Source organism: Rhizobium sp. 05N430 (genome assembly GCF_056396985.1).
Window position 1 is genome coordinate 401048 of record NZ_JBFTMO010000004.1, and the last position, 24294, is coordinate 425341.

The 24294-nt window shown below is 58.7% G+C and carries 24 protein-coding genes; 13 read left to right on the forward strand and 11 right to left on the reverse strand.

Features of this window, described 5'->3' with window-relative positions:
* Positions 1 to 145: 145 nt before the first annotated feature.
* The 3 genes from leuS to holA are packed head-to-tail and all read left to right on the forward strand — an operon-like array spanning position 146 to position 4335.
* Complete coding sequence (leuS, locus tag AC1DJO_RS12355; RefSeq protein ID WP_477970759.1) at positions 146 to 2776, forward strand: leucine--tRNA ligase; 2631 nt, start codon at positions 146 to 148, stop codon at positions 2774 to 2776.
* Positions 2766 to 3287 (forward strand): LPS assembly lipoprotein LptE, encoded by a 522-nt coding sequence (lptE, locus tag AC1DJO_RS12360; RefSeq protein WP_112517894.1) that lies wholly within the window; start codon positions 2766 to 2768, stop codon positions 3285 to 3287. The genes leuS and lptE overlap by 11 nt, the downstream gene beginning before the upstream one ends.
* Before the next feature lie 10 nt (positions 3288 to 3297).
* Complete coding sequence (gene holA, locus AC1DJO_RS12365; protein WP_477970761.1) at positions 3298 to 4335, forward strand: DNA polymerase III subunit delta; 1038 nt, start codon at positions 3298 to 3300, stop codon at positions 4333 to 4335.
* Here the strand turns inward: holA and AC1DJO_RS12370 are convergent, their stop codons facing one another.
* From AC1DJO_RS12370 to hemE, 8 genes are all read right to left on the reverse strand, one after another.
* Complete coding sequence (locus AC1DJO_RS12370) at positions 4336 to 5220, reverse strand: ParB/RepB/Spo0J family partition protein (RefSeq protein ID WP_112385994.1); 885 nt, start codon at positions 5218 to 5220, stop codon at positions 4336 to 4338.
* A 22-nt stretch (positions 5221 to 5242) separates the two neighbouring features.
* Entirely contained in the window at positions 5243 to 6037 is a 795-nt protein-coding gene (locus AC1DJO_RS12375) for a ParA family protein (protein WP_477947602.1), read from the reverse strand.
* Between the two features lie 20 nt (positions 6038 to 6057).
* Complete coding sequence (gene rsmG, locus AC1DJO_RS12380) at positions 6058 to 6675, reverse strand: 16S rRNA (guanine(527)-N(7))-methyltransferase RsmG (protein ID WP_477970763.1); 618 nt, start codon at positions 6673 to 6675, stop codon at positions 6058 to 6060.
* Between the two features lie 22 nt (positions 6676 to 6697).
* Positions 6698 to 8557, reverse strand: coding sequence for a tRNA uridine-5-carboxymethylaminomethyl(34) synthesis enzyme MnmG (mnmG, locus tag AC1DJO_RS12385; RefSeq protein WP_477970765.1), 1860 nt, complete (start codon positions 8555 to 8557; stop codon positions 6698 to 6700).
* Positions 8558 to 8632: 75 nt separating this feature from the next.
* On the reverse strand, positions 8633 to 9943 hold the full coding sequence (mnmE, locus tag AC1DJO_RS12390) for a tRNA uridine-5-carboxymethylaminomethyl(34) synthesis GTPase MnmE (protein ID WP_477970767.1): 1311 nt from the start codon (positions 9941 to 9943) through the stop codon (positions 8633 to 8635).
* Between the two features lie 79 nt (positions 9944 to 10022).
* A complete protein-coding gene (gene rho / locus AC1DJO_RS12395; protein WP_112385999.1) occupies positions 10023 to 11288 on the reverse strand; it encodes a transcription termination factor Rho in 1266 nt (421 codons plus the stop codon).
* A gap of 195 nt (positions 11289 to 11483) precedes the next feature.
* Entirely contained in the window at positions 11484 to 12020 is a 537-nt protein-coding gene (hemJ, locus tag AC1DJO_RS12400) for a protoporphyrinogen oxidase HemJ (RefSeq protein ID WP_112386000.1), read from the reverse strand.
* Positions 12021 to 12022: 2 nt separating this feature from the next.
* A complete protein-coding gene (hemE, locus tag AC1DJO_RS12405; protein ID WP_477970769.1) occupies positions 12023 to 13057 on the reverse strand; it encodes a uroporphyrinogen decarboxylase in 1035 nt (344 codons plus the stop codon).
* A 402-nt stretch (positions 13058 to 13459) separates the two neighbouring features.
* On the opposite strand from hemE, the gene AC1DJO_RS12410 reads away from it, so the two are divergent.
* Genes AC1DJO_RS12410 through dnaQ form a run of 5 tightly spaced genes read left to right on the forward strand, consistent with a single transcriptional unit; the run spans position 13460 to position 17081 of the window.
* Positions 13460 to 14281, forward strand: a complete 822-nt coding sequence (locus tag AC1DJO_RS12410) for a pyruvate, water dikinase regulatory protein (RefSeq protein ID WP_112517972.1) — start codon at positions 13460 to 13462, stop codon at positions 14279 to 14281.
* Positions 14282 to 14314: 33 nt separating this feature from the next.
* A complete protein-coding gene (locus tag AC1DJO_RS12415) occupies positions 14315 to 14914 on the forward strand; it encodes a Maf-like protein (protein WP_477970771.1) in 600 nt (199 codons plus the stop codon).
* Positions 14907 to 15764: a shikimate dehydrogenase gene (locus AC1DJO_RS12420; protein ID WP_477970773.1), complete on the forward strand. Its 858-nt coding sequence runs from the start codon at positions 14907 to 14909 to the stop codon at positions 15762 to 15764. Before AC1DJO_RS12415 ends, AC1DJO_RS12420 begins: the two co-directional genes overlap by 8 nt.
* Entirely contained in the window at positions 15764 to 16375 is a 612-nt protein-coding gene (coaE, locus tag AC1DJO_RS12425; RefSeq protein ID WP_477970855.1) for a dephospho-CoA kinase, read from the forward strand. Before AC1DJO_RS12420 ends, coaE begins: the two co-directional genes overlap by 1 nt.
* A complete protein-coding gene (gene dnaQ, locus AC1DJO_RS12430) occupies positions 16368 to 17081 on the forward strand; it encodes a DNA polymerase III subunit epsilon (protein WP_477970775.1) in 714 nt (237 codons plus the stop codon). Before coaE ends, dnaQ begins: the two co-directional genes overlap by 8 nt.
* A 51-nt stretch (positions 17082 to 17132) precedes the next feature.
* Here dnaQ and secB read toward each other — a convergent pair whose 3' ends face one another.
* Together secB and AC1DJO_RS12440 are read right to left on the reverse strand one after the other, a co-directional pair.
* Entirely contained in the window at positions 17133 to 17609 is a 477-nt protein-coding gene (gene secB, locus AC1DJO_RS12435) for a protein-export chaperone SecB (protein ID WP_112386007.1), read from the reverse strand.
* Between the two features lie 84 nt (positions 17610 to 17693).
* Entirely contained in the window at positions 17694 to 18209 is a 516-nt protein-coding gene (locus tag AC1DJO_RS12440) for an FxsA family protein (RefSeq protein ID WP_477970777.1), read from the reverse strand.
* A 102-nt stretch (positions 18210 to 18311) separates the two neighbouring features.
* Between AC1DJO_RS12440 and AC1DJO_RS12445 the strand changes: the two genes are divergently transcribed.
* The 5 genes from AC1DJO_RS12445 to gyrB all read left to right on the forward strand — a co-directional run bounded on the left by AC1DJO_RS12445 (position 18312) and on the right by gyrB (position 23633).
* Positions 18312 to 19016, forward strand: coding sequence for a Tim44/TimA family putative adaptor protein (locus tag AC1DJO_RS12445; RefSeq protein ID WP_112386009.1), 705 nt, complete (start codon positions 18312 to 18314; stop codon positions 19014 to 19016).
* Complete coding sequence (mltA, locus tag AC1DJO_RS12450) at positions 19009 to 20127, forward strand: murein transglycosylase A (protein ID WP_477970779.1); 1119 nt, start codon at positions 19009 to 19011, stop codon at positions 20125 to 20127. The genes AC1DJO_RS12445 and mltA overlap by 8 nt, the downstream gene beginning before the upstream one ends.
* Positions 20127 to 20690 (forward strand): Smr/MutS family protein, encoded by a 564-nt coding sequence (locus tag AC1DJO_RS12455; RefSeq protein ID WP_112517908.1) that lies wholly within the window; start codon positions 20127 to 20129, stop codon positions 20688 to 20690. The genes mltA and AC1DJO_RS12455 overlap by 1 nt, the downstream gene beginning before the upstream one ends.
* The gene (locus tag AC1DJO_RS12460) at positions 20687 to 21067 is read left to right on the forward strand and encodes a helix-turn-helix domain-containing protein (protein ID WP_477970781.1); all 381 of its coding nucleotides are present in this window, start codon (positions 20687 to 20689) and stop codon (positions 21065 to 21067) included. The genes AC1DJO_RS12455 and AC1DJO_RS12460 overlap by 4 nt, the downstream gene beginning before the upstream one ends.
* Positions 21068 to 21200: 133 nt before the next feature.
* Positions 21201 to 23633: a DNA topoisomerase (ATP-hydrolyzing) subunit B gene (gyrB, locus tag AC1DJO_RS12465; protein ID WP_112386073.1), complete on the forward strand. Its 2433-nt coding sequence runs from the start codon at positions 21201 to 21203 to the stop codon at positions 23631 to 23633.
* Between the two features lie 56 nt (positions 23634 to 23689).
* Here gyrB and AC1DJO_RS12470 read toward each other — a convergent pair whose 3' ends face one another.
* Entirely contained in the window at positions 23690 to 24283 is a 594-nt protein-coding gene (locus AC1DJO_RS12470; RefSeq protein WP_477970783.1) for a nitroreductase family protein, read from the reverse strand.
* Between the last annotated feature and the right edge of the window lie 11 nt (positions 24284 to 24294).

The window sequence follows — 24294 nt, forward strand, 5'->3', positions numbered from 1 at the left end:
CGTGATTGCCAAGACCCACCCGGCCGAAAACACCTTTTCCGGCGCTTTGCCGGACACTTGCTGTACCCTCAAAACTTGACGCTACGGTGGTTTCGTGGTGAAGGTCACCACCAACTTCCCCTGATTTTCCGGAAATTTGAATACTATGGCTACCGAACGTTATAATCCGCGCGACGCCGAGCCTCGCTGGCAGCAAAAATGGAACGAGGCAAAGGTCTTCGAGACCGATAATGCCGATCCGCGCGAGAAATACTACGTCCTCGAAATGTTTCCCTATCCATCGGGCCGCATCCACATGGGCCACGTTCGCAATTATGCCATGGGCGACGTGGTTGCCCGCTACAAGCGCGCCCGTGGATACAACGTTCTGCACCCGATGGGCTGGGACGCATTCGGCATGCCTGCCGAAAATGCCGCCATGGAACGTGGCGTTCATCCTGCATCCTGGACCTATCAGAACATCGGTTCGATGAAGGCGCAGCTGAAGGCCATGGGCCTGTCGCTGGATTGGAGCCGCGAATTCGCGACCTGCGACGTCGAATACTATCAGCATCAGCAGCATCTCTTCGTGGACTTCCTCGAAAAGGGTCTGGTTTACCGCAAGCAGTCCAAGGTCAATTGGGATCCGGTCGATAATACCGTTCTGGCAAACGAACAGGTCATCGACGGCCGCGGCTGGCGCTCCGGTGCGCTCGTCGAGCAGCGCGAACTGACACAATGGTTCTTCAAGATTACCGACTTCAGCCAGGACCTGCTGGATGCGCTCGATACGCTGGATCAGTGGCCGGAGAAGGTCCGTCTGATGCAGAAAAACTGGATCGGCCGGTCGGAAGGCCTGACGATCCGTTGGGAAATCGTACCCGAGACCGCACCGGCCGGTGAATCCGAGGTCACTGTTTATACCACGCGCCCTGATACCCTCTTCGGCGCATCCTTTCTGGCGATTGCCGCTGACCATCCGCTGGCGAAGGAAGCGGCAGCAAAGAATGCCGATATTGACGCTTTCTGCGAGGAATGCCGCCGCGCCGGCACGTCTCTCGCGGCACTGGAGACTGCCGAAAAGAAGGGCATCGACACCGGAATACGCGTCCGGCATCCGCTGGATGCGTCCTGGGAATTGCCTGTGTATGTCGCAAACTTCGTGCTGATGGACTACGGCACCGGCGCCATCTTTGGCTGCCCATCCGGCGATCAGCGCGACCTCGATTTTGCGCACAAGTACGGCCTCTCGGTCGTGCCCGTCGTCATGCCCAGGGACGGTGACGCTTCCAGCTTCACGGTCGGCGATGTCGCATATGACGGCGACGGCGTGATGATTAACTCCCGCTTCCTCGACGGCAAGTCTACGACCGAAGCCTTCGATATCGTAGCGGAGAAGCTGTCTTCGACGCAGATCGGTGGCGCAGCGCAAGGAGAGCGAAAGGTCAATTTCCGCCTTCGCGACTGGGGGATCTCCCGCCAGCGCTACTGGGGCTGCCCGATCCCGGTCATCCATTGTGAAGACTGCGGCGTCGTGCCGGTGCCGAAGAAGGATCTGCCGGTTCAGCTGCCGTCCGATGTCACCTTCGACCAGCCCGGCAACCCGCTGGACCGTCATCCGACCTGGCGTCACGTCGCCTGCCCGCATTGCGGCAAGGATGCCCGGCGAGAGACGGACACGATGGACACCTTCGTCGATTCCAGCTGGTATTTCACACGCTTCACCGCGCCGTGGGAAAAGCAGCCGACCGATCCCGCAGCAGCCAATCGCTGGCTGCCGGTCGATCAGTATATCGGCGGCATCGAACACGCGATTCTGCATCTGCTCTATTCGCGTTTCTTCACCCGCGCCATGCGCGAGACGGGCCACGTTGATGTGAAGGAGCCTTTCAAGGGCCTCTTCACGCAGGGCATGGTCGTGCATGAAACCTATCGCCGCGGGACCGGCTCTCATGGCGAATGGGTAGCACCCGCGGATATCCGGATCGAAGAGGTTGATGGCGCCCGCCGCGCCTTCCTTCTTGAGGGCGGCGAAGAGGTATCGATCGGCTCTATCGAGAAGATGTCCAAGTCGAAGAAGAACGTCGTCGATCCTGATGACATCATCGCCTCCTACGGCGCTGACACTGCACGCTTCTTCGTGTTGTCGGATTCGCCGCCGGAGCGCGACGTGATCTGGTCGGAGGCCGGCGTCGAAGGTGCGCATCGCTTCACCCAGCGCCTGTGGCGGCTGATTTCGGAGGCAGCTGAAATTCTTGCTGCCGTACCGGCGACTCCGGCTAAGGAAGGCGAAGCGCTGGCGATCTCGCAGGCTGCTCACAAGACGCTGAAAGCCGTCCAGAACGACTATGACAAGCTGTGGTTCAACAAGGCAGTCGCCCGCATTTACGAGCTGGTGAATGCCATTGCCTCGCCACTGACCAAGGTTGCCGCCGGTGAAGGCGACGCCGCGTATCGATCGGCCGTGCGCGAAGCCGCACAGATCGTCGTGCAGCTGGTTGCGCCGATGACCCCGCATCTTGCAGAAGAATGCTGGGCGGCACTCGGCAATACTGGCCTGTTGGCGCAGGCAGCGTGGCCGCCCTATGACGAAGCGCTGACGACCGAGAACGACGTGATTTTGCCGGTGCAGATCAACGGCAAGAAGCGCGCCGAATTGACAATTTCTCGCGACGCGGATCAGAATGCCGTAACCGAAGCCGTTCTGGCTCTCGATGCGGTTATCAGTGCCTTAAATGGCCAGGCGCCGAAGAAAATTATCGTGGTTCCACAAAGGATTGTGAACATTGTCGTCTGATTTCGCTTCGAAACTCGGCCGCCGTGCCGCACTCGGCCTCATCATTGCATCGGCAGCTTTGCTCGGCTCCTGCCAGGTCCGTCCGCTCTACTCGGAATCATCGGGCGTGGCAGGCAAACTCTCGTCGGTCGGCTTTTCCGAGGCGACATCGCGGGTAGAACAGGAAGTGCGCAACCGGCTGATCTTCATCGCCGGTCGCGGCGCCGGCGAGGCGGAGAATCCGGAGTATGAAGTCGAAATCCACGTTCGTTCGAGCGTCACCGACACCCTGCTCGTGAAGTCTTCGGATACGTCACAGGCAGGACGCGTCACAGTCAGCGTCGACTACACGCTCCGTTCAAACAAGGACACGCAGGTCATCAAGGCCGGCAACCGTTACGCCACGGCCCTGCTTGACTATCCCGGACAGGAATTCGCAAAACAGCGTGCTGTCCGCGACGCAGAAAACCGTGCGGCGCGTGAGGCCGCAGAATTCGTAAGTCTCGATATCGCCGCCGCACTCGGCCGCTGAGGAGAGAGCAGTGGCGGAGATCAAGTCCCACGAGTTTGAAGGTTTCCTTCAACGTTCCGCCACGATCTACCGGCTTTTCGTCATCTACGGCCCCGATCGCGGCCTGGTGTCGGAGCGTGCGTCGCAGATCGCCGCCAAAACGGGTGTCGCTCTCGACGATCCCTTTTCGCTCATCAAACTGGATATTGGCGACCTGCAGAAGGATCCGGGCCGCCTGATCGACGAGGCCGGATCTATCGGTCTTTTCGGCGGTCAGAAACTGATCTGGATCCGCGGCGCAGCGAACGAGAAATATCTTGTCGATTCGCTCCAACAGCTTTCCGAAAAACCGCTGGAGGGAACCTCCGTCATCATCGAAGCCGGCGACCTGAAGAAAGGTGCATTGCTTCGCAAAATCGCCGAAACTGCGCGCAGTGTTGCGACGATACCCTGTTACGCTGACGACGCGCGCGCCCTTAACGCCCTCATCGACAACGAGCTCGCAGCAGAAGGCCTGCGCGTGACCACGGCGGCCCGGCAGGCACTCGTTGAGCTTATTGGCGGAGATCGTATCGCTTCGCGCAACGAAGTCCGCAAGCTGGCGCTCTATTGCCGCGGCATGGAGACGGTGGAAGAGCATCACGTCAACGAGATCATCGGGGACGCCAGTGCCGTCTCCGTCGATGATGCGGTCGATGCGATCCTGAGTGGAAACACATCGACTTTCCTGCATGCGATGCAGAAGATCACAGCATCAAAGACTGCGATCTTTCTCGTCATTCAGGCATGTCTGAAGCAGTTTCAGCTGCTCGACACCATGCGTGCGGAAATGGATGAGAAACGGCTTCCACCCGGCCAGGTGATGCAAACGCTAGGACGTCACCTGCATTTCCGCCGCAAACCGATTGTCGAGCAAGCATTGCGGACCTGGTCGGCAGACGCCATTGCGCGCGAGACGGGCCGCTTGCAGGCGGCCATTCTGCAGACACGCAAACGGCAAAGCCTGGAAGACAGTATTGCCCTTCAAACCTTGCTGTCTACAACACTGCAATCAGGCCGAAGGGCCTGATCAACGGCGCTCCAGCAGCCTGCATATTTCTTCCAGTTGCTCGAGCGACTTGTAGGCAATCTTGATTTGGCCGCCGGATGCCTTGTGATTGATCGTCACGTCAAGCCCGAGCGTGTCGGAGAGGGTTCGCTCCAGAGCGATCGTATCCGAATCCTTCTGATCAAGCCGCGGACCAGTGTTCTTCGGCTCCGACTGCGCCTTGATGTCGTTTTGCGCCAGGCGTTCTGCATCGCGCACCGACATGCCCTTGGCAACGATCGTCTTCGCCAGCAGAGCCGGATCTGATGTCGAGACAAGTGCGCGGGCGTGACCGGCGGACAGGCTGCCTGCGGCAAGAAGGTCACGAACGGGATCCGGCAGCTTCAACAGCCGCAACGAATTTGCCACATGGCTGCGGCTCTTGCCGATGATCTCGCCAAGATCATTCTGCGTATATCCGTATTCCGCAATCAGCTGCTCATAGCCGAGCGCTTCTTCAAGCGCATTGAGATCGGAACGTTGAACGTTTTCAACGATCGCAATTTCCAGCGCGGTCTTATCGTCAACATCGCGCACCAACACCGGGATTTCCACCAGCCCGGCCAGCTGCGCGGCGCGCCAGCGTCTTTCGCCGGCGATAATCTCAAACCGGCCTTCGGTGGATGTGCGAACTACGATCGGTTGAACGATACCGTGTTGGCGAATCGAGCTCGCAAGGTCATGAAGCTCGCTATCATCGAAAAACCGACGCGGGTTGCGCGGGTTGCGGCTAACAAATTCGATCGGAATCAACCGGTCAGCGCTGACATTCGGCTTTTCACCCTCGACGGGCAACGGCTGATCCATTTCGCCGATAAGGGCTGCAAGACCGCGCCCCAGACGGCGCTTTGAGACATCGTCGTTCATCGTCTGATACTCGCTTTACAATTCACGCCGCGAGGCGTTGGCGTTCGCGCTGGATAACCTCCGACGCGAGCTGCAGATAGGCCTGGCTGCCGGCACATTTCAGATCATAGAGGATTGCCGGCTTTCCGTAAGACGGCGCCTCAGAAACGCGAACATTCCTCGGAATCAACGTGTGGTATACCTTATCGCCCAGATGGGTCCGGACGTCGTTGACAACCTGCTGCGCAAGATTGTTTCGGGCATCAAACATTGTCAGGACTATACCCTGAATGTCTAGCCGTGGATTGACCGTGCGGCGAACCTGATCGACAGTTTCCAATAGCTGGCTGAGACCTTCAAGCGCAAAGAATTCGCATTGAAGCGGCACAAGCACCGAATGTGCCGCAGCCATCGCATTCATCGTCAACAGGTTGAACGACGGCGGGCAATCAAGAATTATATATGAGAAATCAAAAGCTTCCTCGGATGCGAGAGCCTTCTTCAGCTTAAAGACCCGATCCGATTGCTGTGCAATCTCCATCTCGATACCAAGAAGATCCATGGTCGATGGCACAATGAACAAGTTCGGAACTGCCGTCTGCTGCGCAGTTTCGCGAACTCCGGCTTCGCCGATAAGGAGATCATAGGACGAGACCAGCCGGCTCTTCCGATCAATACCAAGTCCGGTGCTGGCATTTCCCTGGGGATCCAGATCGACGATCAGGACGCGCTCACCGATCGCAGCGAGGGCGGTAGCGAGATTGATCGCCGTCGTCGTCTTGCCGACGCCACCCTTTTGGTTTGCAATGGTGATAATCCGGTTGCGTTCGCCAGCCATCGTTCGATGATCCAAAATCGTTAAACCAAGCGCCGGAGTTCGGAAATCTCAAGAATAATGGAATCCCGCTCGACGACACTGGTATGTTCTACCAGATCGAATTGCCATCGGCCATGCGCTTTCGCAATCTCGCTCTGGTAATCCCGGCCTTTATGGAAGAAAGCCCGGCATTTCTCATTCTTCTGCATCCAGGGCAGCGAAAACTCCAGCAACTTGTCGAGATCCGCAAGCGCACGGCCGGAAATGGCATCGCAATCGCCGACCTCGCTGTAGACATCCTCGATCCTCACGGCATGGACAGAACCCCGTGCACTTGTTTCCCGCAACGCAAGCCGCAAGAATGACGCCTTTTTGTTATTACTCTCCACGAGATGGACCCAGCCATCCTTCTGTTCCGCGAGGAGGATGGCCGTGATGATACCCGGGAAACCGCCGCCACTTCCGAGGTCCACCCAGACCTTCGCATCGGAGCTCAATTGAAAGATCTGAGCGCTATCGACGATATGCCGATCCCAGGCATCGGCCAAGGTCGACGGTGCAACGAGATTGATGGTCTTTGCCCACTTCTGGAAGAGCTGAAGAAAATGCTCAAGGCGAGACTGTGTTTCACGTGAAACACTTTGACCGTTCAGGTTCATTCGAGGATTCTTTCCGCGTGTATCAGATAGCGCGCGCCATGTCGGCTCGCCGGAGGTGGACAAGCAAGAGAGATATCGCCGCCGGCGTCATACCATCGACTTTCGCCGCCTGAGCGATATTGAACGGCTGCGCGCGCTTCAGTTTCTGCTTTAGCTCGTTGGACAGGCCTGAGAGCACCGAATAGTCGAAGTCTGCCGGTATCGTTCGGTCTTCGTCACGCTTTATGTCCGCGATATCAACGGCTTGCCGCTTCATATACACCGCGTATGACGCCTCGATATCCATCGCCTCGGACACCATGGCAGGCAATGACCGAAGTTCCGGCCAGATCGAAGCGAGCTTCTCAGTGTCATGATCCGGATAGGACAGCAGCTCATAGGCCGTGCGGCGCTGGCCATCCTGATTCAGCATCAGCCCGGCTTTGCGAGCCTCGTTGGGTGTTGTCTCCAACGACTGAAGCAGCCTGCGGGCTTCGTCGAGCTCGACTTTATACGCGTCAAAGCGAACTGATCGCGCCGCCGCTACGCAGCCAATTTCTTGTCCCAGAGGCGTCAAGCGAACGTCCGCATTGTCGGCTCTCAGCGACAGCCGGTACTCCGCTCGCGATGTAAACATGCGATAAGGCTCTGCAACACCGCGCGATGTCAGGTCATCAATCATCACGCCGATGTAGGAGTTGGTGCGGCTGAGATATATCGGGTCGCTGTCGCCAGCCAGGCGTGCCGCGTTCAAACCCGCAACCAGGCCCTGCGCTGCCGCTTCCTCATAGCCAGTGGTGCCATTGATCTGTCCGGCCAGGAAGAGCCCTGACAACTTCTTGACTTCCAACGACGGTGTCAGCTCTCGGGGATCAACATGATCGTACTCGATGGCGTAGCCCGGCTGCAAGATCGAGACATTTTCGAGACCTGGAATGGTGCGGATAAACTGATCCTGTATATCTGCGGGCAGAGACGTCGAAATCCCATTCGGATAGACCGTATGATCGTCGAGGCCTTCAGGCTCCAAAAAGATCTGATGTCCATCACGTTCACCAAACTTGACGATCTTATCTTCAATTGACGGGCAGTAGCGCGGGCCGACCCCCTCGATCTGCCCGGAATACATTGCAGACTTGCCAATGTTCTCACTGATGATCCGATGCGTCGCCTCGGTCGTACGGGTTACGCCGCAATCGACTTGTGTATTGGTAATTTTGTCGGTCATGAACGAGAACGGCGTCAACTCGTCATCGGCTCCCTGGCGGCCGACACTCGCCCAATCGATGGTGCGGCTATCCAGACGCGCTGGCGTTCCGGTCTTCAAACGCCCGAGCGAAATGCCAAGACGCTGAAGCGTGCTTGACAGGCCCATAGACGGATCCTCGCCGACGCGGCCGGCGGGAATCTTCGTATCGCCAATATGGATCAAACCCCGAAGAAAAGTTCCGGTCGTCAGAACAACCGCACGGCATGAAAGAATCCGGCTATCTTTCATTATAACACCAGTAACGGCCCCGTCCGCGGTTGCCAGGTCGAACGCGTCGCCCTCGATGATATCGAGATTGTCGATCGCTTCGATCTCCCTCAGCATCGCTTCGCGATAAAGCTTGCGATCCGCCTGTGTACGGGGGCCGCGGACGGCCGGGCCTTTCTTGCGATTGAGCATGCGGAACTGGATACCAGCTGCATCCGCAACCCGGCCCATGAGCCCGTCAAGCGCGTCAACCTCTCGAACAAGGTGTCCCTTGCCGAGGCCACCGATCGCGGGGTTGCAGGACATCACCCCGATCGTATCACGCCGATGGGTGACGAGCGCCGTCTTAGCACCCAGACGCGCAGCGGCGCTTGCCGCCTCTGTTCCGGCATGACCGCCGCCTATGATGATGACATCGTATTTCATGAGCCAAGCCAAGTTTGTTTCAGGCGTTTCACGTGAAACTCACGCAAGTAACATCAGTCCGGTGTTTCACGTGAATCATTTCCCAATGCAGAATTCGGAGAAGATCACGTCAAGCAGGTTTTCCACATCCACGCGGCCGGTGATGCGGCCAAGGGCATTTGCCGCGATCCGCAACTCTTCAGCCCTCAGATCGAGATCAGCAGGGCCATCCATACGAAGAGATCGCTCAATCGCCGACAAACATTCCGCCAGCGAATCCTTATGGCGGAGCCTGCTCGGCAATGAGAAACTATCAGGCCGGACCATCTGTTCAATCCGGCGGCCAATCATCGACCGAAGCTCTTCAAGCCCGGCACCGGTCTGAACGGAGATTGAAAGATCAAGCTCGTTACTAGCTGGCGCCAGGTCTGCCTTCGTCCCCACGGTCAAGAGGCGCGGATCAGCAGGTGTTGAAACCGCAGCACCAACAGATAGGTCATGCAGATACAGCACCAGATCGGCCTCGGCAACCATCTTCTCGGCGCGGCGGATGCCCTCGCGCTCGACGAGTTCATCTGTCTCTCTCAATCCTGCCGTATCGTAGAGCTTCACAAGATATCCGCGGATATCGAGATCGACTTGCAACACGTCTCGGGTCGTGCCCGCGACATCCGTGACGATCGCCAGATCGCGCTGCGCCAGCGCATTCATCAGAGACGATTTTCCGGCGTTCGGTGCGCCGGCAATTACGACCTTAAAACCATCCCGAATGATTTCGCCAGCTGCTGCATCCGAGAGATGCGCGTCAACCGCAGCTCTGAGAACAGCAACCTCTGCCCAGACCTGGTTGGAGACCGACCCTGGCACATCATCCTCATCGGCGAAATCCAGCTCTGCTTCGATCAATGCACGGCACCGCGTCAATCGTTCCGCCCACGAATCGTATAGACTGGACAGGTGACCGGAGCTGTGCTCAACGGCCAGACGGCGCTGCATCTCGGTCTCCGCCGCGATAAGATCGGCTAGCCCCTCGACCTCGACGAGATCCAGCTTTCCATTCTCAAAAGCCCGACGCGAAAACTCTCCCTCAACCGCCATCCGCGTCGCCGGGAATTCGCCAAGTCTTGATAGGAGACGCTGCACAACGGCCCGGCCGCCGTGAACCTGAAGCTCGGCGCAGTCTTCGCCGGTGAAAGAGGCCGGGGAGGGGAAGAATAGTATCAGACCCGAATCAATCGGTAGAAAGTTCCGGTCACGAATCGTTCTAAGACTTGCTAGTCTCGGAGCGGGGACGCTGCCAATCAGGTCCTCAAGGATGACGGATGTGGCAGGGCCGCTGATGCGGATGACCGCAACACCGGACGGCAATCCGCCACTCGACAGCGCGTAGATCGTCTCTCCTGGCATTTCCCAGATTGCCTCTCTCTACAAATGACAAAGCCGGCCGCTACTCGCGACCGGCTTGCTAGATGAATCCGGCTAAAGACTACGTGTTCATCGAGTCGAAGAAATCCGGATTGTTCTTCGTCTGCTTCAGCTTGTCGATCAGGAACTCGATCGCATCGGTGGTTCCCATCGGTGCAAGGATACGGCGCAGAACGAAGATCTTCTGCAGATCCTGGCGCGGCACCAGCAGATCTTCCTTGCGCGTGCCGGACTTGAGGATATCCATCGCCGGGAAGATGCGCTTGTCGGCGACCTTGCGGTCAAGCACGATTTCTGAGTTGCCGGTACCCTTGAATTCTTCGAAGATGACTTCGTCCATACGGCTGCCGGTGTCGATCAGCGCGGTCGCGATGATCGTCAGCGATCCGCCTTCTTCGATGTTACGCGCAGCACCGAAGAAACGCTTAGGGCGCTGCAGAGCGTTTGCATCGACACCACCGGTCAAGACCTTGCCCGAGGACGGTACGACGGTGTTGTAGGCGCGGCCGAGGCGGGTGATTGAGTCGAGCAAAATGACAACGTCGCGGCCATGCTCGACGAGACGCTTGGCCTTTTCGATGACCATTTCGGCAACCTGGACGTGGCGGACCGCCGGCTCGTCGAAAGTCGAGGAAACGACTTCGCCCTTCACCGAGCGCTGCATATCCGTGACTTCTTCCGGACGTTCATCAATGAGAAGAACAATCAGATAGCATTCAGGATGGTTTGCGGTGATCGAATGCGCAATGTTCTGCAGCAGAACCGTCTTGCCGGTGCGCGGCGGAGCGACGATCAGACCACGCTGGCCCTTGCCGAGCGGAGCCACAAGATCGATGACGCGCGAAGAGAGATCCTTCGAAGTCGGGATGTCGAGCTCCATGCGGAAGCGCTCGTTCGGATAAAGCGGCGTCAGGTTGTCGAAATGAACTTTGTGACGGATCTTTTCCGGGTCGTCGAAATTGATCGTGTTGACCTTCAGCAGAGCGAAATAGCGCTCGCCTTCCTTCGGTCCACGGATCGGGCCCTCGACGGTATCGCCGGTCTTCAGCGAGAAGCGGCGGATCTGCGAGGGGGAAATGTAGATATCGTCAGGACCCGGCAAATAGTTGGCGTTTGCAGAACGCAAGAAACCAAAACCGTCCTGTAGAACTTCGACGACGCCCTCGCCGATGATTTCAACGTCCTGGCTGGCAAGAACCTTCAGGATCGCAAACATCAATTCCTGTTTGCGCATTGTACTTGCATTTTCGACCTCGAGCGATTCGGCAAAGGCCAGAAGATCGGTCGGGGATTTACTCTTAAGTTCCTGAAGCTTCATTTCAGCCATGAAGTGACCATTACTCTATATTTCAAAGGGGGAAGGCTATGTCGGGACGTATTCGGTCTCGCGAAAGGCTCGCAGACGACTGAACTCAAAACACATGCCACGAAGATGAGATGCGCGGAAAATAGCGACTAAGATAAGGCGCCGCAAGGGGGCTGCTTAAAATGAAGCAAATTTAACCTGAGACCGCCACAGCCCCTAAAAAGGCTTCACCACGACGAGGATAACGATCAGGATCATCAGCGCCGTCGGCGCCTCATTCATGAACCGCCAGTAGCGCGCCGAACGCCTGTTCCGGTCGGCTGCGAAGTCCCGGACAGCCCGGCTGAAGAACATGTGCACGCCCGTCAAGAGAACGACGAGGCCGATCTTCGCATGCAGCCAGCCGCCCTGGAAACCATAGACCGACCAGGCGAGATAGAGCCCGAAAATCCAGGTCAGCATCATTGCCGGGTTCATGATGATCTTCAGCAGCCGGCGCTCCATCACCTTGAAGGTCTCGGACTGCGCGGAGCCCGGCTCCGCATCCGTGTGATAGATGAAAAGCCGGGGCATGTAGAACAGTCCCGCCATCCAGGAAATCACCGCAATGATGTGAAGCGCCTTGATCCAGAGATAAAGGTTCTCCGGGTTCCAGGCGAAAAGCCCAACTGCCAGAAGCGCAAAGAAGATCAGCGCGAAGTGAGCGCGGCGGCGCGCATAGGCGCCTGGCCGGGCATCGGTCTGCTTTTCCATCATCAGCCTCGCGATCCGCGCACACGCTCGACAAGCAGCCGCACGTTCTCGGGGTCAGCCTGCGGCGTGATGCCATGACCGAGATTGAAAATCAGCGGCCCATTCCCGAGCTTGTCGAGAATTTCATCGATCCCTTCCTCCAGAGCTTTGCCGCCGGCAACGACGCGCATCGGATCGAGATTACCCTGGACCGGACCATCCTTCTGCAGCTCCTGGGCAAAGGCAAGCGGCACCGACCAGTCGAGCCCTATCGCATCAGCGCCGGTCTTTTGCCGATAATCCTTCAGCTGATAACCGGCGCCCTTCGCAAAGGCGATGATCTTGGCTTTTGGCCGCTGGGATCGGATCGAGGCAATCATCCGCGCCACCGGGCGGATCGCGTGGGCCGCGAATTCCTTCTCTCCGAGAACACCAGCCCAGGAGTCGAAGATCTGAACGGCATCGGCACCGGCATCGATCTGCGCCACCAGATAATCCGCCGAGACGTCGGCCAACAGCATCAGCAGACGCTCGAAGGCTTTCGGATGCTTGTAGGCGAACAGCCGGGCAGGGGCCTGATCTGGTGTGCCCTTACCGGCAATCATATAGGTCGCAACCGTCCAGGGAGCTCCACAGAAGCCGAGCAGCGTCGTTTCGGTAGGAAGCTCGGCGCGCAGGCGCCTGACAGTCTCCATGACCGGCTGTAGATAGGAAACGATATCCTCATCGCTGAGATTGGCGATACCCGCTTCGTCGATCGGATCCATCTCCGGTCCATGCCCCTCGGTAAAGCGAACGTTGCGCTTCATCGCATCGGGAATGACGAGAATATCTGAGAACAGGATCGCGGCATCGAAGGCGTAGCGCCGGATCGGCTGCAACGTCACTTCGACGGCATGGTCGGGAGAATAACAGAGGTCGAGGAAACTTCCGGCGGTCTGGCGCGTTCGTCTGTATTCCGGCAGGTACCGTCCTGCCTGTCTCATAAGCCAGACTGGCGGAGGGGTGAGAGTTTCACCGTCGAGAACTCTCAGAATTTTCCGGCGCGTTTCGCTCAAGCGCTTCTTCCCTATAAAAAAACAAAGATATTTTAAAAGGTTTCTATTTCTTAGAGTCGGTGACTATCAAGGATTAAAATCCATCCACTGAAGATACGATTTGTCGCGTGTCGCTCGCTGGCGCAGGACAAATTTGCCCGGCCTCGCCAGTTTCTGTTGAAGGTTTTGAATCACGAAGGGATTCCAATCGCTTCTAAGGAGCCGCTGATTGGCCCAATCTGTGGATAAGCTGTGAGCATCAGATGGGCAGAGAAGAGCTGTCCACAAAGTCCACAAGCCGGCCTGAGCCGTCTCCTGAAAATCCGTATTGTGGAAAACTCGGCATGTTTTCCCTTGCCTCAGACCCTCCGGCTCCCGTAGCTCTTGGTCATCCAGTCTTTTCAACAGGTGGCGGAAAATAACGTGGAGAACCGGACGAACTTCTTCCATCTGCATCTGATATCTGACTCAACGGGAGAGACTCTGATCTCGGCGGGCCGGGCGGCATCGGCGCAGTTCAAGTCGTCGCAGGCGATCGAGCACGTTTATCCGCTGATCAGAAACCGCCGGCAGCTGCTGCCAGTTCTTGACGCAATCGACAGCGAGCCTGGGATCGTCCTTTATACAATCGTCGACCGCGAACTTGCGACCCTGATCGACGAACGGTGCGCGGAGATGGGTGTTGCCTCTGTGAATGTGCTGGAGCCGGTCATGGCGGCATTCCAGATCTATCTCGGCGCTCCCTCGCGCCGCCGGGTTGGGGCGCAACACGTCATGAACGCCGGCTACTTCGCGCGTATCGAAGCCTTGAACTTCACCATGGACCATGACGACGGCCAGATGCCGGATGATTATAATGACGCCGATGTCGTCATTGTCGGCATCAGCCGGACATCGAAAACGCCAACCAGCATCTACCTCGCCAATCGCGGGATCAAGACTGCCAACATTCCCATCGTCTACGGCGTGCCGCTGCCCGAGGCGATCTTCTCGGCAACCAAGCCGCTCATCGTCTGTCTGATCGCGACGACCGACCGCATTTCCCAGGTGCGGGAAAACCGCGTGCTCGGAGCGACTGCCGGTTTCGACCGCGGCGAATATATCGACCGTGCGGCAATTTCGGAGGAGCTTAAATATGCCCGCTCGCTCTGCGCCAAACACAATTGGCCGATCATCGACGTGACACGCCGCTCGATCGAGGAGACGGCAGCGGCGATCGTTGCCCTGCGGCCAAAGCTGCGCTAAGCGCATCATCACCAGTGAACCGATCGGGACCCAATGACATCGACGCTGATCCTTGCTTCTTCCAGCCCCTTTCGCCGAACGTTGATGTTGAACGCCGGTCTGACGTTCGACGCCCACGCCGCCAGCATTGACGAGCGGGCGATCGAAGCACCGCTTGAGAAGAATGGCGCCTCCCCGGATGAGGTGGCCCTCGTGCTTGCGCGGGCCAAGGCGGAGGACGTCAGCCGGCGATTTCCGGATGCCCTGGTGATCGGCTCCGATCAGACGATGTCACTTGGCGACCGGGTGTTTCACAAGCCAGCGGATATGAAACAGGCCGCGGCCCATCTTGCGGCGCTCAGCGGCAAGACCCATCGCCTCAACAGCGCGATTGCTTTCTACAGCGGCGGCACTGCACTTTGGGATCATGTCGCGCATGCGTCTTTGACCGTCCGCCAGCTGTCGCCGCAATTTATCGAACGGCATCTTCAGCGCGTGGGAACCAAGGCTCTGTCGAGCGTTGGCGCCTATCAGCTGGAAGGCGAGGGCATCCAGCTGTTCGAGAAAATCGACGGCGATTATTTCACGATCATCGGCCTGCCCATGGTGCCGCTGCTCGCCAAACTGAGGGAACTGGGTGCGATCGATGGATGATTCACGTGAAACACTTGGCTCCAAGGCTTTCGTCACCGGCTTCCCCGTCAAGCATTCGCGCTCGCCCCTCATCCATGGCTACTGGCTGAAGACGCTCGGTCTGCCGGGCAGCTACCGCGCCCATGAAGTAGCACCGGCGGAATTCGCCGGCTTCATTGCCAGCCTGAAAGATGGAAGCTCCGGTTTCACCGGCGGCAATGTCACGATCCCGCATAAGGAACTGGCCTATCAACTTGCCGACTGTCCGGATGCGCTTTCCGAAGAGTTGGGAGCATCGAACACCCTCTGGATCGAAGATGGCAAGCTGCACGCCACCAACACAGACGGCCGCGGCTTCACCGCCAATCTCGATGAACGCCATCCGGGCTGGGACCAAACCGGCACGGCTGTCATCTTCGGTGCCGGGGGCGCAAGCCGCGCTGTCATCCAGGCGGTGCGCGATCGCGGGTTGAAGAACATTCACGTCGTCAATCGCACGCTCAGCCGGGCGCAGGAGTTGGCCGATCGCTTCGGTGCCCAGGTTCGAGCCCATGCGCCGGAGGCGTTAAACGAAGTGATGTCCGGCGCCGGACTTTTCATCAATACGACGTCCCTCGGCATGGATGGTGAGGCAGCACCTCAAATGGACTTCTCGTCGCTCGCTTCAGGCGCAGTCGTGACCGATATCGTCTATGTGCCGCTGCGGACACCGATGCTCATCCAGGCAGAACAGCAGGGCTTCGCAACGGTCGATGGGCTCGGCATGCTCTTGCATCAGGCCATACCGGGTTTCGCAAAGTGGTTCGGCAGAACGCCCGATGTCAACGCCGAACTTCGTGCGCTCATCGTCGCCGACATGGAAAAGCATTGATGTTGCGGATCGGCCTGACGGGCTCCATTGGAATGGGAAAATCGACGACGGCAAAGCTCTTTGCCGCCGCCGGTATTCCCGTCAACGATGCTGATGCCGTCGTGCACGACCTGTATGCCGGAGAGGCAGTAGCCGCGGTCGAAGCCGAATTTCCCGGAACATCGAATGAAGGCGCCGTCGATCGCGCCGAACTGGCCCGGCAACTCGCTCTGCGCCCTGATGGCTTCAAGGCGCTGGAAGCGATCGTTCATCCGCTCGTGCGCCAGCGCGAAGCCGCATTTCTGGCCAATCAGCAAGCTGCGGGTCAGAGCATCGTATTGCTGGATATTCCCCTGTTGTTCGAAACCGGTGCGGAAAATCGCGCCGATGTGATTGCTGTCGTCAGCTGCGATCCACAGATTCAGAAGGCGAGGGTGCTTGCGCGTCCGGGCATGACGGAAGACAAATTCAAGATGATTCTCTCGCGGCAGATGCCCGATGCCGAAAAGCGCCGGCGCGCCGATTATTTGATCGACACCGGTCACGGCATCGAAATGGCGCAGCAGCGGGTCAGCGAGATCATTGCCGATCTTCAAAGCAGGATCGCCAAAGGAGAGTTCCGGAATGCGTGAGATCATCTTCGATACGGAAACCACCGGCCTCGACAATCGCCTGGACCGGATCATCGAAATCGGCGGTATCGAGCTCTTCAATCATTTCCCGACGGGCCGGACGATCCATATCTACATGAATCCCGGCGACCAGAAGGTCCACCCGGACGCGCTCGCCGTTCACGGCATCACCGACGAATTCCTCAAGGACAAGAAGGGCTTTGTCGACGTCGTCGAGGAGATCATCGAATTTTTCGGTGATGCAAAGTGGATCGCTCACAACGCCACCTTCGATATGGGTTTCGTGAACGCCGAGCTCGCTCGCATCGGCAGGCCGCCGATCCTGCCGGAACGGGTGATCGATACCCTCTCGCTTGCGCGGCGCAAGCATCCGATGGGACCGAATTCGCTCGACGCCCTTTGCCGGCGGTATGGCATCGACAACTCGCATCGCACCAAGCACGGCGCCTTGCTCGACTCCGAACTGCTGGCCGAAGTTTATATCGAGATGATCGGCGGCCGGCAGACGGCCTTGGGACTTGGCGTTGCTGCCGCGGCTGGATCTGAAAACACCATTGACGAAGCAGATGACGTTATACTGGCTGTTCTGGAAAGGCCGCGGCCGCTGGCAAGCCGGCTGAGCGAGACCGAGGCCGCGGCGCACGACGCGCTGATCGCCAAGCTCGGGACCAAGGGCATTTGGTCGAAATACGATCGCCCAAACTAAAAATGCCCGGCTTCTGACCGGGCATTTCAGATTTCATCAGCACAAATCAGATCAGTTCGTCTGAACCTTGGCGCGGGTCTGCTCTTCGGCAACGCGCTGAGCGAACATCTGCGCGAAATCGATCGGGTCGATCATCAGCGGCGGGAAGCCGCCATTGCGCGTCACATCGGCAATGATCTGGCGGGCAAACGGGAAGAGCATGCGCGGGCACTCGATGAAGAGAACCGGCAGCATGTGTTCCTGCGGGAAGCCGGCGATGCGGAAGACGCCCCCATAGACCAGCTCGGTATGGAATACCGTCTTGTCACCATCCTTGGCTTCCGCGTTCAGCGACAGAACGACGTCGAAATCGGTGTCGGAGAGCGGGTTGGCGTTGACGTTGACGCTGATATTGATAGCCGGCGCGGTGTCGCGGGCCTGCAGCGAACGCGGTGCGCCCGGGTTTTCGAAGGAGAGATCCTTCGTGTACTGAGCGAGAATGGTGAGGCTCGGGCTTACTGCACCGGCGCCGTTGTTTTCATCAGCCATTGGATTTTCCTCGAAGGGGCATTTTGATGGTGCCGCCATCTACCATTTCGTGGAAAGGCTTACAACCCTGAGCAAATTCAGCGTTCAGTCGCCAAGCCGCTTGCCCGACCAGGGAGAATTGGGGTCGGGTTGCCGCTTGAAATCGTCCTCGTCGAGATCGACAACCTTGCCTCCGGCAGAGCCGCGGGGGCGAAAATCGCCACCAGATCCTGCCGACGCGGTAAAACCACTGGTTCTGCCGACGACGACGAAACGGCGACTGACATATTTCCAGGCCAGATCGCGCACCGCCGGAATGCAGATCAGAAGAGCGATGATATCGGAGATGAAGCCGGGGATGACGAACAGCAGCCCGGCAATGACAAGCATCGCAGGCTTCAAAAGTTCGCGGCCCGGAGCAACGCCGTTCCGGCATTCGGCGGACATGCGCTGCAGGATGCCGAGGCCGTGGCGGCGCAGCATCGACATGCCGACGACCACGCCAAGAACCACCAGTCCAAGCGTTGCCAGAACACCGATCACCTTGCCGACAATCACTAAGCTCGCGATTTCCGCCAGGGGCAAAAGCAGCATGAAACCGGGAAGCATCGTCAATCGCATCGTTTTCAACCCGCAAGCTTGCGGGCTCCTATTTGAATCATCTGTCTATGCGGACTATATGGGAGTAGAAATTTGGGATGTTAACTGCAATCGCGGGACAATATGAGTTCAAACGACTTCATCACGTTATTTTTCCTGGTAGCGGCAGTGCTGATTTTTTTCCAGCTCCGCAGTGTTCTTGGCCGTCGCACCGGAAATGAAAAGCCGCCGCGTGATCTCTACACGCCCCGTGATGCAGCCGGCCAGGAGCCAGCCGATGCCGGAAAGGTCGTGACCCTTCCGCGCCGCGACGGCAATGGCGAGGAAGAAGATCGCTTTGCCGCCATCGATGCCTTCGCTCCGGCAGGCACGCCGCTCAACGAAGCGCTGCGCGCCATGAACAAGGCCGATCCGTCGTTCACGCCGAAGGAATTCCTGAATGGCGCCAAGATGGCCTACGAGATGATCGTCATGGCTTTTGCCGACGGTGATCGCAAAACCCTCAAGAACCTGCTGTCCCCTGAAGTTTACGATGGCTTCGATGCGGCGATCGCCGATCGCGAAGCGAAGGGCGAAAAGGTGAAATCAACCTTTGTCGGCATCGACAAGGCGGAAATCACCAATGCCGAAGTCAAGGGCAGCGAAGCGCAAATGACCTTGCGGATCTCCAGCCAGCTGATTTCGGCCACCTATGACAAGGATGAAAAGCTGATCGATGGCAACGCAGAGGATGTTGCCGAAGTCAACGACATCTGGACCTTCGCCCGCGACACCCGTTCGCGCGATCCCAATTGGAAACTCGTGGCAACCGAATCGGAACATGAGTGACGGTCTGGCAGATTTCACGCTGCACCCCATCAGCTTCGATGAATTGAAGGGCTGGAAGGATGATGATCCTTCCAGCCTTTTTGAAGTCATGGAAGCCTGTCGCCGGCAGATCTCCGGCGTAAAGCCTTACCGCACCGGTTCGCTGGGCCTGACCGCCGAGGACCTTCTGTCGCTTCTTGAGAAGGCGCGGGATGCCGGCGTTTCAAACGCGATGCAGGCGCGCCGCTTCTTCGAACAGAACTCCCGGCCGTTTCTGATCAGGAAGAGTGACGGGATGCCGGGCTTCGTGACGGCGTTCTACGAGCCGGAAATTGCCGTTTCGGCCAAGCCGGATGACGTCTATCGTTTTCCATTCTATCGGCGCCCCGATGATCTGATTGATCTCGACGATACGAACAGGCCAGCCGGGCTTGATCCGTATTACGTGTTCGGCCTGTCGTCTGAGGGCTCGATAAACGCTTATCCTGACCGGCGGGCAATCGATCAGGGCGTCCTTTCCGGACGCGGTTTGGAGATTGCCTGGGCGAAATCAAAGGTCGACGTCTTCTTCGTCCACGTCCAGGGTGCGGCTCGCTTGCGGTATCCCGATGGTACGATGGGCCGCATCACCTATGCCGCAAAGGCTGGGCACCCCTTCTCGGCGATCGGCAAGCTTCTCATTGACCGGGGCGAGATCGATCGCAGCCAGATCTCCATGCAGGCGATCCGCGCATGGCTTGCCGCTCATCCGGACCAGGTCGACGAGGTGCTCTGGCATAACAGATCCTACATCTTCTTCCGCGAGGCAGAGGCGGCGGGGGCAACAATTGGCCCGATTGCCGCCGCCAAGGTTCCGCTCCTTGCCGGCCGTTCGCTCGCAGTCGATCGCCTGATCCACACATTCGGCTTCCCGTTCTTCATCCACTCGGAAAGCCTTACCCATCTGGATGGCGGACGCGGCTTCGCGCGATTGATGCTGGCGCTCGATACCGGCTCGGCGATCGTTGGACCCGCACGCGGCGATATTTTCACCGGCTCCGGAGACGATGCCGGTGAACAGGCCGGAACGGTCAGAAATGATGCGGACTTCGCCATCCTGATACCCAATGAAGCTGCGGGGCGTTTCCTCTGATGGCTAGGGATCGCAAGCTCAGCACCGACGAGCGCATTCTTTGGGGCAGGGTGGCACGCAGCACCCGCCCGATGGCGGGCAAGACCGGCGAACTGACCGAACTCGATGCCTTCCTGGCTGCCGCCGAGGCGGAAATCGAAGCGACCGAAAAGCAGCGCATGGCGACGGCGCCTGTAACGCCTCCGGTCCAGCAACCCGCCGCCAAGCCGTCCTCCGGCCAGCACCATCCACTCGAGCGCCCGGTCAAGCGTAAGATCGCCAAGGGACGCCTGGCGCTTGAAGCCCGCATCGACCTGCACGGACTGGTGCAAAGCGAAGCCCATGTCATCCTTCTCGACTTTCTGATCCGTGCCCATGAGCGCGGCATGCGGCATGTGCTGGTCATCACCGGCAAGGGAAGCTCGCTCGGCAGCGAAGGCGCCCTGAAACGCGCCGTGCCGCTATGGTTCTCGAAGCCTGAGTTCCGCTATCTGATCTCTTCCTACGAGTCGGCGGCGCAGCATCACGGCGGTGAGGGCGCTCTCTACATCCGTCTCGCCCGCCGGGCGGGAGATCGCTCATGACGACGCCCTTCGGCGAGGCTGTCCGCAAGCTGCGATCCCGCAAGGGCGTTTCGCAGAAGCAGATGGCGGTCGCGCTGCATGTATCACCCGCCTATCTGTCGGCACTGGAGCACGGAAAACGCGGCCTGCCGACCTTCGACCTGCTGCAGCGGATCGCCGGCTATTTCAACATCATCTGGGATGAAGCGGAAGAACTCTTCCTCCTGGCGCGCTCTTCCGACCCGCGTGTTGTCATCGATACGTCGGGTTTGCCGCCCGAATATACGGCCTTTGCAAACCGTTTGGCGGGTCAGATCCGCAGCCTTGACGCGCCCGTCCTGGCGGAGCTCAACGCGGTGTTGGAAAAAGGCGGAAAAGCGGACGGAAAACCGTCATAATCCCCTGCTTAATGCCGGATTTCAGGGCTCCGGCATTGGGATTGGCGCGCAAAAACCCTATATTCCGGAATGAGAAACGCCGGTGATTCGCAAGGTCATCCAGGCCGTTACAACAGGGAAATTCAAAGACAGTATGACCGATACACCCGCGACGGAAAACGGCGTTAGCACCGAGTATGGCGCAGATTCCATCAAGGTCCTGAAGGGCCTCGATGCGGTGCGCAAGCGCCCGGGCATGTATATCGGCGACACCGACGATGGTTCTGGCCTTCATCACATGGTCTACGAAGTCGTCGATAACGCGATCGACGAGGCGCTGGCCGGGCATGCCGACATCGTCACCGTGACGCTCAATGCCGATGGCTCCGTCACCGTCACCGACAATGGACGCGGCATACCGACAGACATTCACACCGGCGAGGGCATCTCTGCAGCCGAGGTGATCATGACCCAGCTGCATGCCGGCGGTAAGTTCGATCAGAATTCCTACAAGGTCTCGGGCGGTCTTCACGGTGTCGGCGTTTCGGTTGTCAATGCGCTGTCCGTCTGGCTCAAGCTGCGCATCCGCCGGCAGGGCAAGCTGCACGAAATGAGCTTCACCCATGGCGTTGCCGATGCGCCGCTGAAGGTGATCGGCGATGCCAGCGAAACCGGTACCGAAGTCAGCTTCATGCCGAGTGGTGAGACCTTCACCATGACGGAATTCGATTATGGCACGCTTGAACATCGTCTCCGGGAGCTCGCCTTCCTGAATTCCGGCGTTCGCATCCTGCTCACCGACAAGCGCCATTCCGATATCCGCCAGGAAGAGCTTCTGTATGATGGCGGCCTCGAAGCATTCGTGGCCTATCTCGATCGTGCGAAGAAGCCGCTGGTCGACAAGCCCGTCGCCATTCGCAGCGAGAAGGACGGGATTACCGTCGAAGTCGCCATGTGGTGGAACGATAGCTATCACGAGAACGTGCTGTGCTTTACCAACAACATTCCGCAGCGTGATGGCGGCACCCACATGGCCGGCTTCCGCGCTGCCCTCACGCGCCAGATAACATCCTATGCCGATAGCTCGGGCATCACGAAGAAGGAGAAGGTCTCGCTGACCGGTGATGACTGCCGCGAAGGCTTGACGGCGGTTCTGTCGGTGAAAGTTCCCGATCCGAAATTCTCATCGCAGACGAAAGACAAACTGGTTTCCTCGGAAGTCCGCCCTGTCGTTGAAAACCTTGTCAGCGAAGCACTGAGCACCTGGCTCGAAGAGCATCCCGCGGACGCCAAGATCCTGGTGGGTAAGGTCGTTGAGGCCGCCGCCGCCCGCGAAGCGGCCCGCAAGGCACGTGAACTGACGCGCCGCAAGGGCGCGCTCGATATCGCATCGCTGCCCGGCAAACTCGCTGACTGCTCCGAGCGTGATCCGTCGAAATCCGAAGTCTTCCTCGTCGAGGGTGATTCGGCAGGCGGTTCGGCAAAACAGGGCCGTTCGCGCGAGAATCAGGCTATCCTGCCGCTGCGCGGCAAGATCCTGAACGTCGAGCGTGCCCGTTTCGACAAGATGCTATCCTCGGCGGAAATCGGTACGCTGATCACCGCACTCGGCACCGGCATCGGTAAGGATGAGTTCAACGTCGAGAAGCTGCGCTACCACAAGATCATCATCATGACGGACGCTGACGTCGACGGCGCCCATATCCGTACATTGCTGCTCACCTTCTTCTTCCGCCAGATGCCTGAGCTGATCGAGCGCGGCCATCTCTATATCGCCCAGCCGCCGCTCTATAAGGTCGCGCGCGGCAAGTCGGTCCAGTACGTCAAGAACGAGAGTGCACTGGAAGACTACCTGATCGGCCAGGGTCTCGAAGACGCTGCGCTGAAGCTTGCAAGCGGTGAGGTCCGCGTCGGCCAGGACGTGCGCGAAGTCATTCAGGACGCTTTGCGCCTGCGCACGCTGCTCGATAATCTTCATTCGCGCTACAATCGCGCCGTTGTCGAACAGGCAGCGATCGCCGGCGCATTGAATGCCGAGGCCGTCAGCGATCGCAGCCGTGCCGAAGGGCTGGCTGCCGAAGTCGCCAGGCGTCTCGATATCATCGCCGAAGAAACCGAACGCGGCTGGGAAGGCGGACTGACGAGCGAAGGCGGTCTTCGTCTCGAGCGTATGGTCCGCGGCGTCAAGGAAGTCGTCGTGCTCGACATGGCGCTGATCGGCTCGCAGGATGCCCGCCTTATCGACCAGCTGTCGGCACGCCTCAAGGAAATCTATGACGTCCCGCCAAAGCTTTCGCGCCGCGACGGTGAAGTCGAACTTGCCGGGCCTCGCGCCCTTCTCGAGACGATCTTTGCCAGCGGCCGCAAGGGGCTGACGATGCAGCGCTACAAGGGTCTTGGCGAAATGAATGCCGAGCAGCTCTGGGAAACGACGCTCGATCCGAACGTCCGCTCGCTGCTGCAGGTCAAGGTCAACGATGCGACCGATGCCGATGGATTGTTTGCCCGTCTGATGGGCGATGAAGTCGAGCCGCGCCGCGAGTTCATCCAGGAAAATGCGCTCAGCGTCGCAAACCTCGATATCTAATTGATATCAAAGAAAAGGCCGCGCAGTGAGAGCTGCGCGGCCTTTTTTGTTTTGGCTCAGTTGGCGATAAATTTGCCGTTGAAGGCAACGTCGGCCAGCGGCTTGCGCTGGCTTGGAAACTCGCGTGCCTGGTTGCGCTCCGACAGCACGCTTTTGTCGGCAAGGCGGCCAAGCGCGATGCCGGCTTCGACGCGGTAGCCTTCGGGGATCGCAAACGTCGTCATGATCTCGTCGTGCTTGATGCCGCCCATGCCGTGGGCATAGAAGCCGGAAAAGCGTGCCTGCATGGCAAAATGGCCCCATGCGGCACCGGCGTCGAAGGAATGCGTGTAGCTTTTCTTGCCCTCTGAAAAATCACCGCTGAAGCCGCGCGAAACCACGAAAAGCAGGGCGGAGGCGTTCTTGGCCCATTCCTGGTTGGCTTCGGCAAGCAATCCAAGCGCGGTTTCGAAATGCTCGGAACCCTTCAGCGCATAGATGAAGCGCCAAGGCTGCTGGTTGGCAGAGGAGGGTGCCCAATGCGCGGCGTCGAGGATCGTCAGAATCTGCTCTTCGCCGATCGTTTCGCCGGTAAAGGCGCGCGGCGACCAGCGGTCGAGAAACATGGCTTCGATGGGAAATTGGGATTCGCGGCTATTGCTTGTGGTCATGGGGGGCTCCG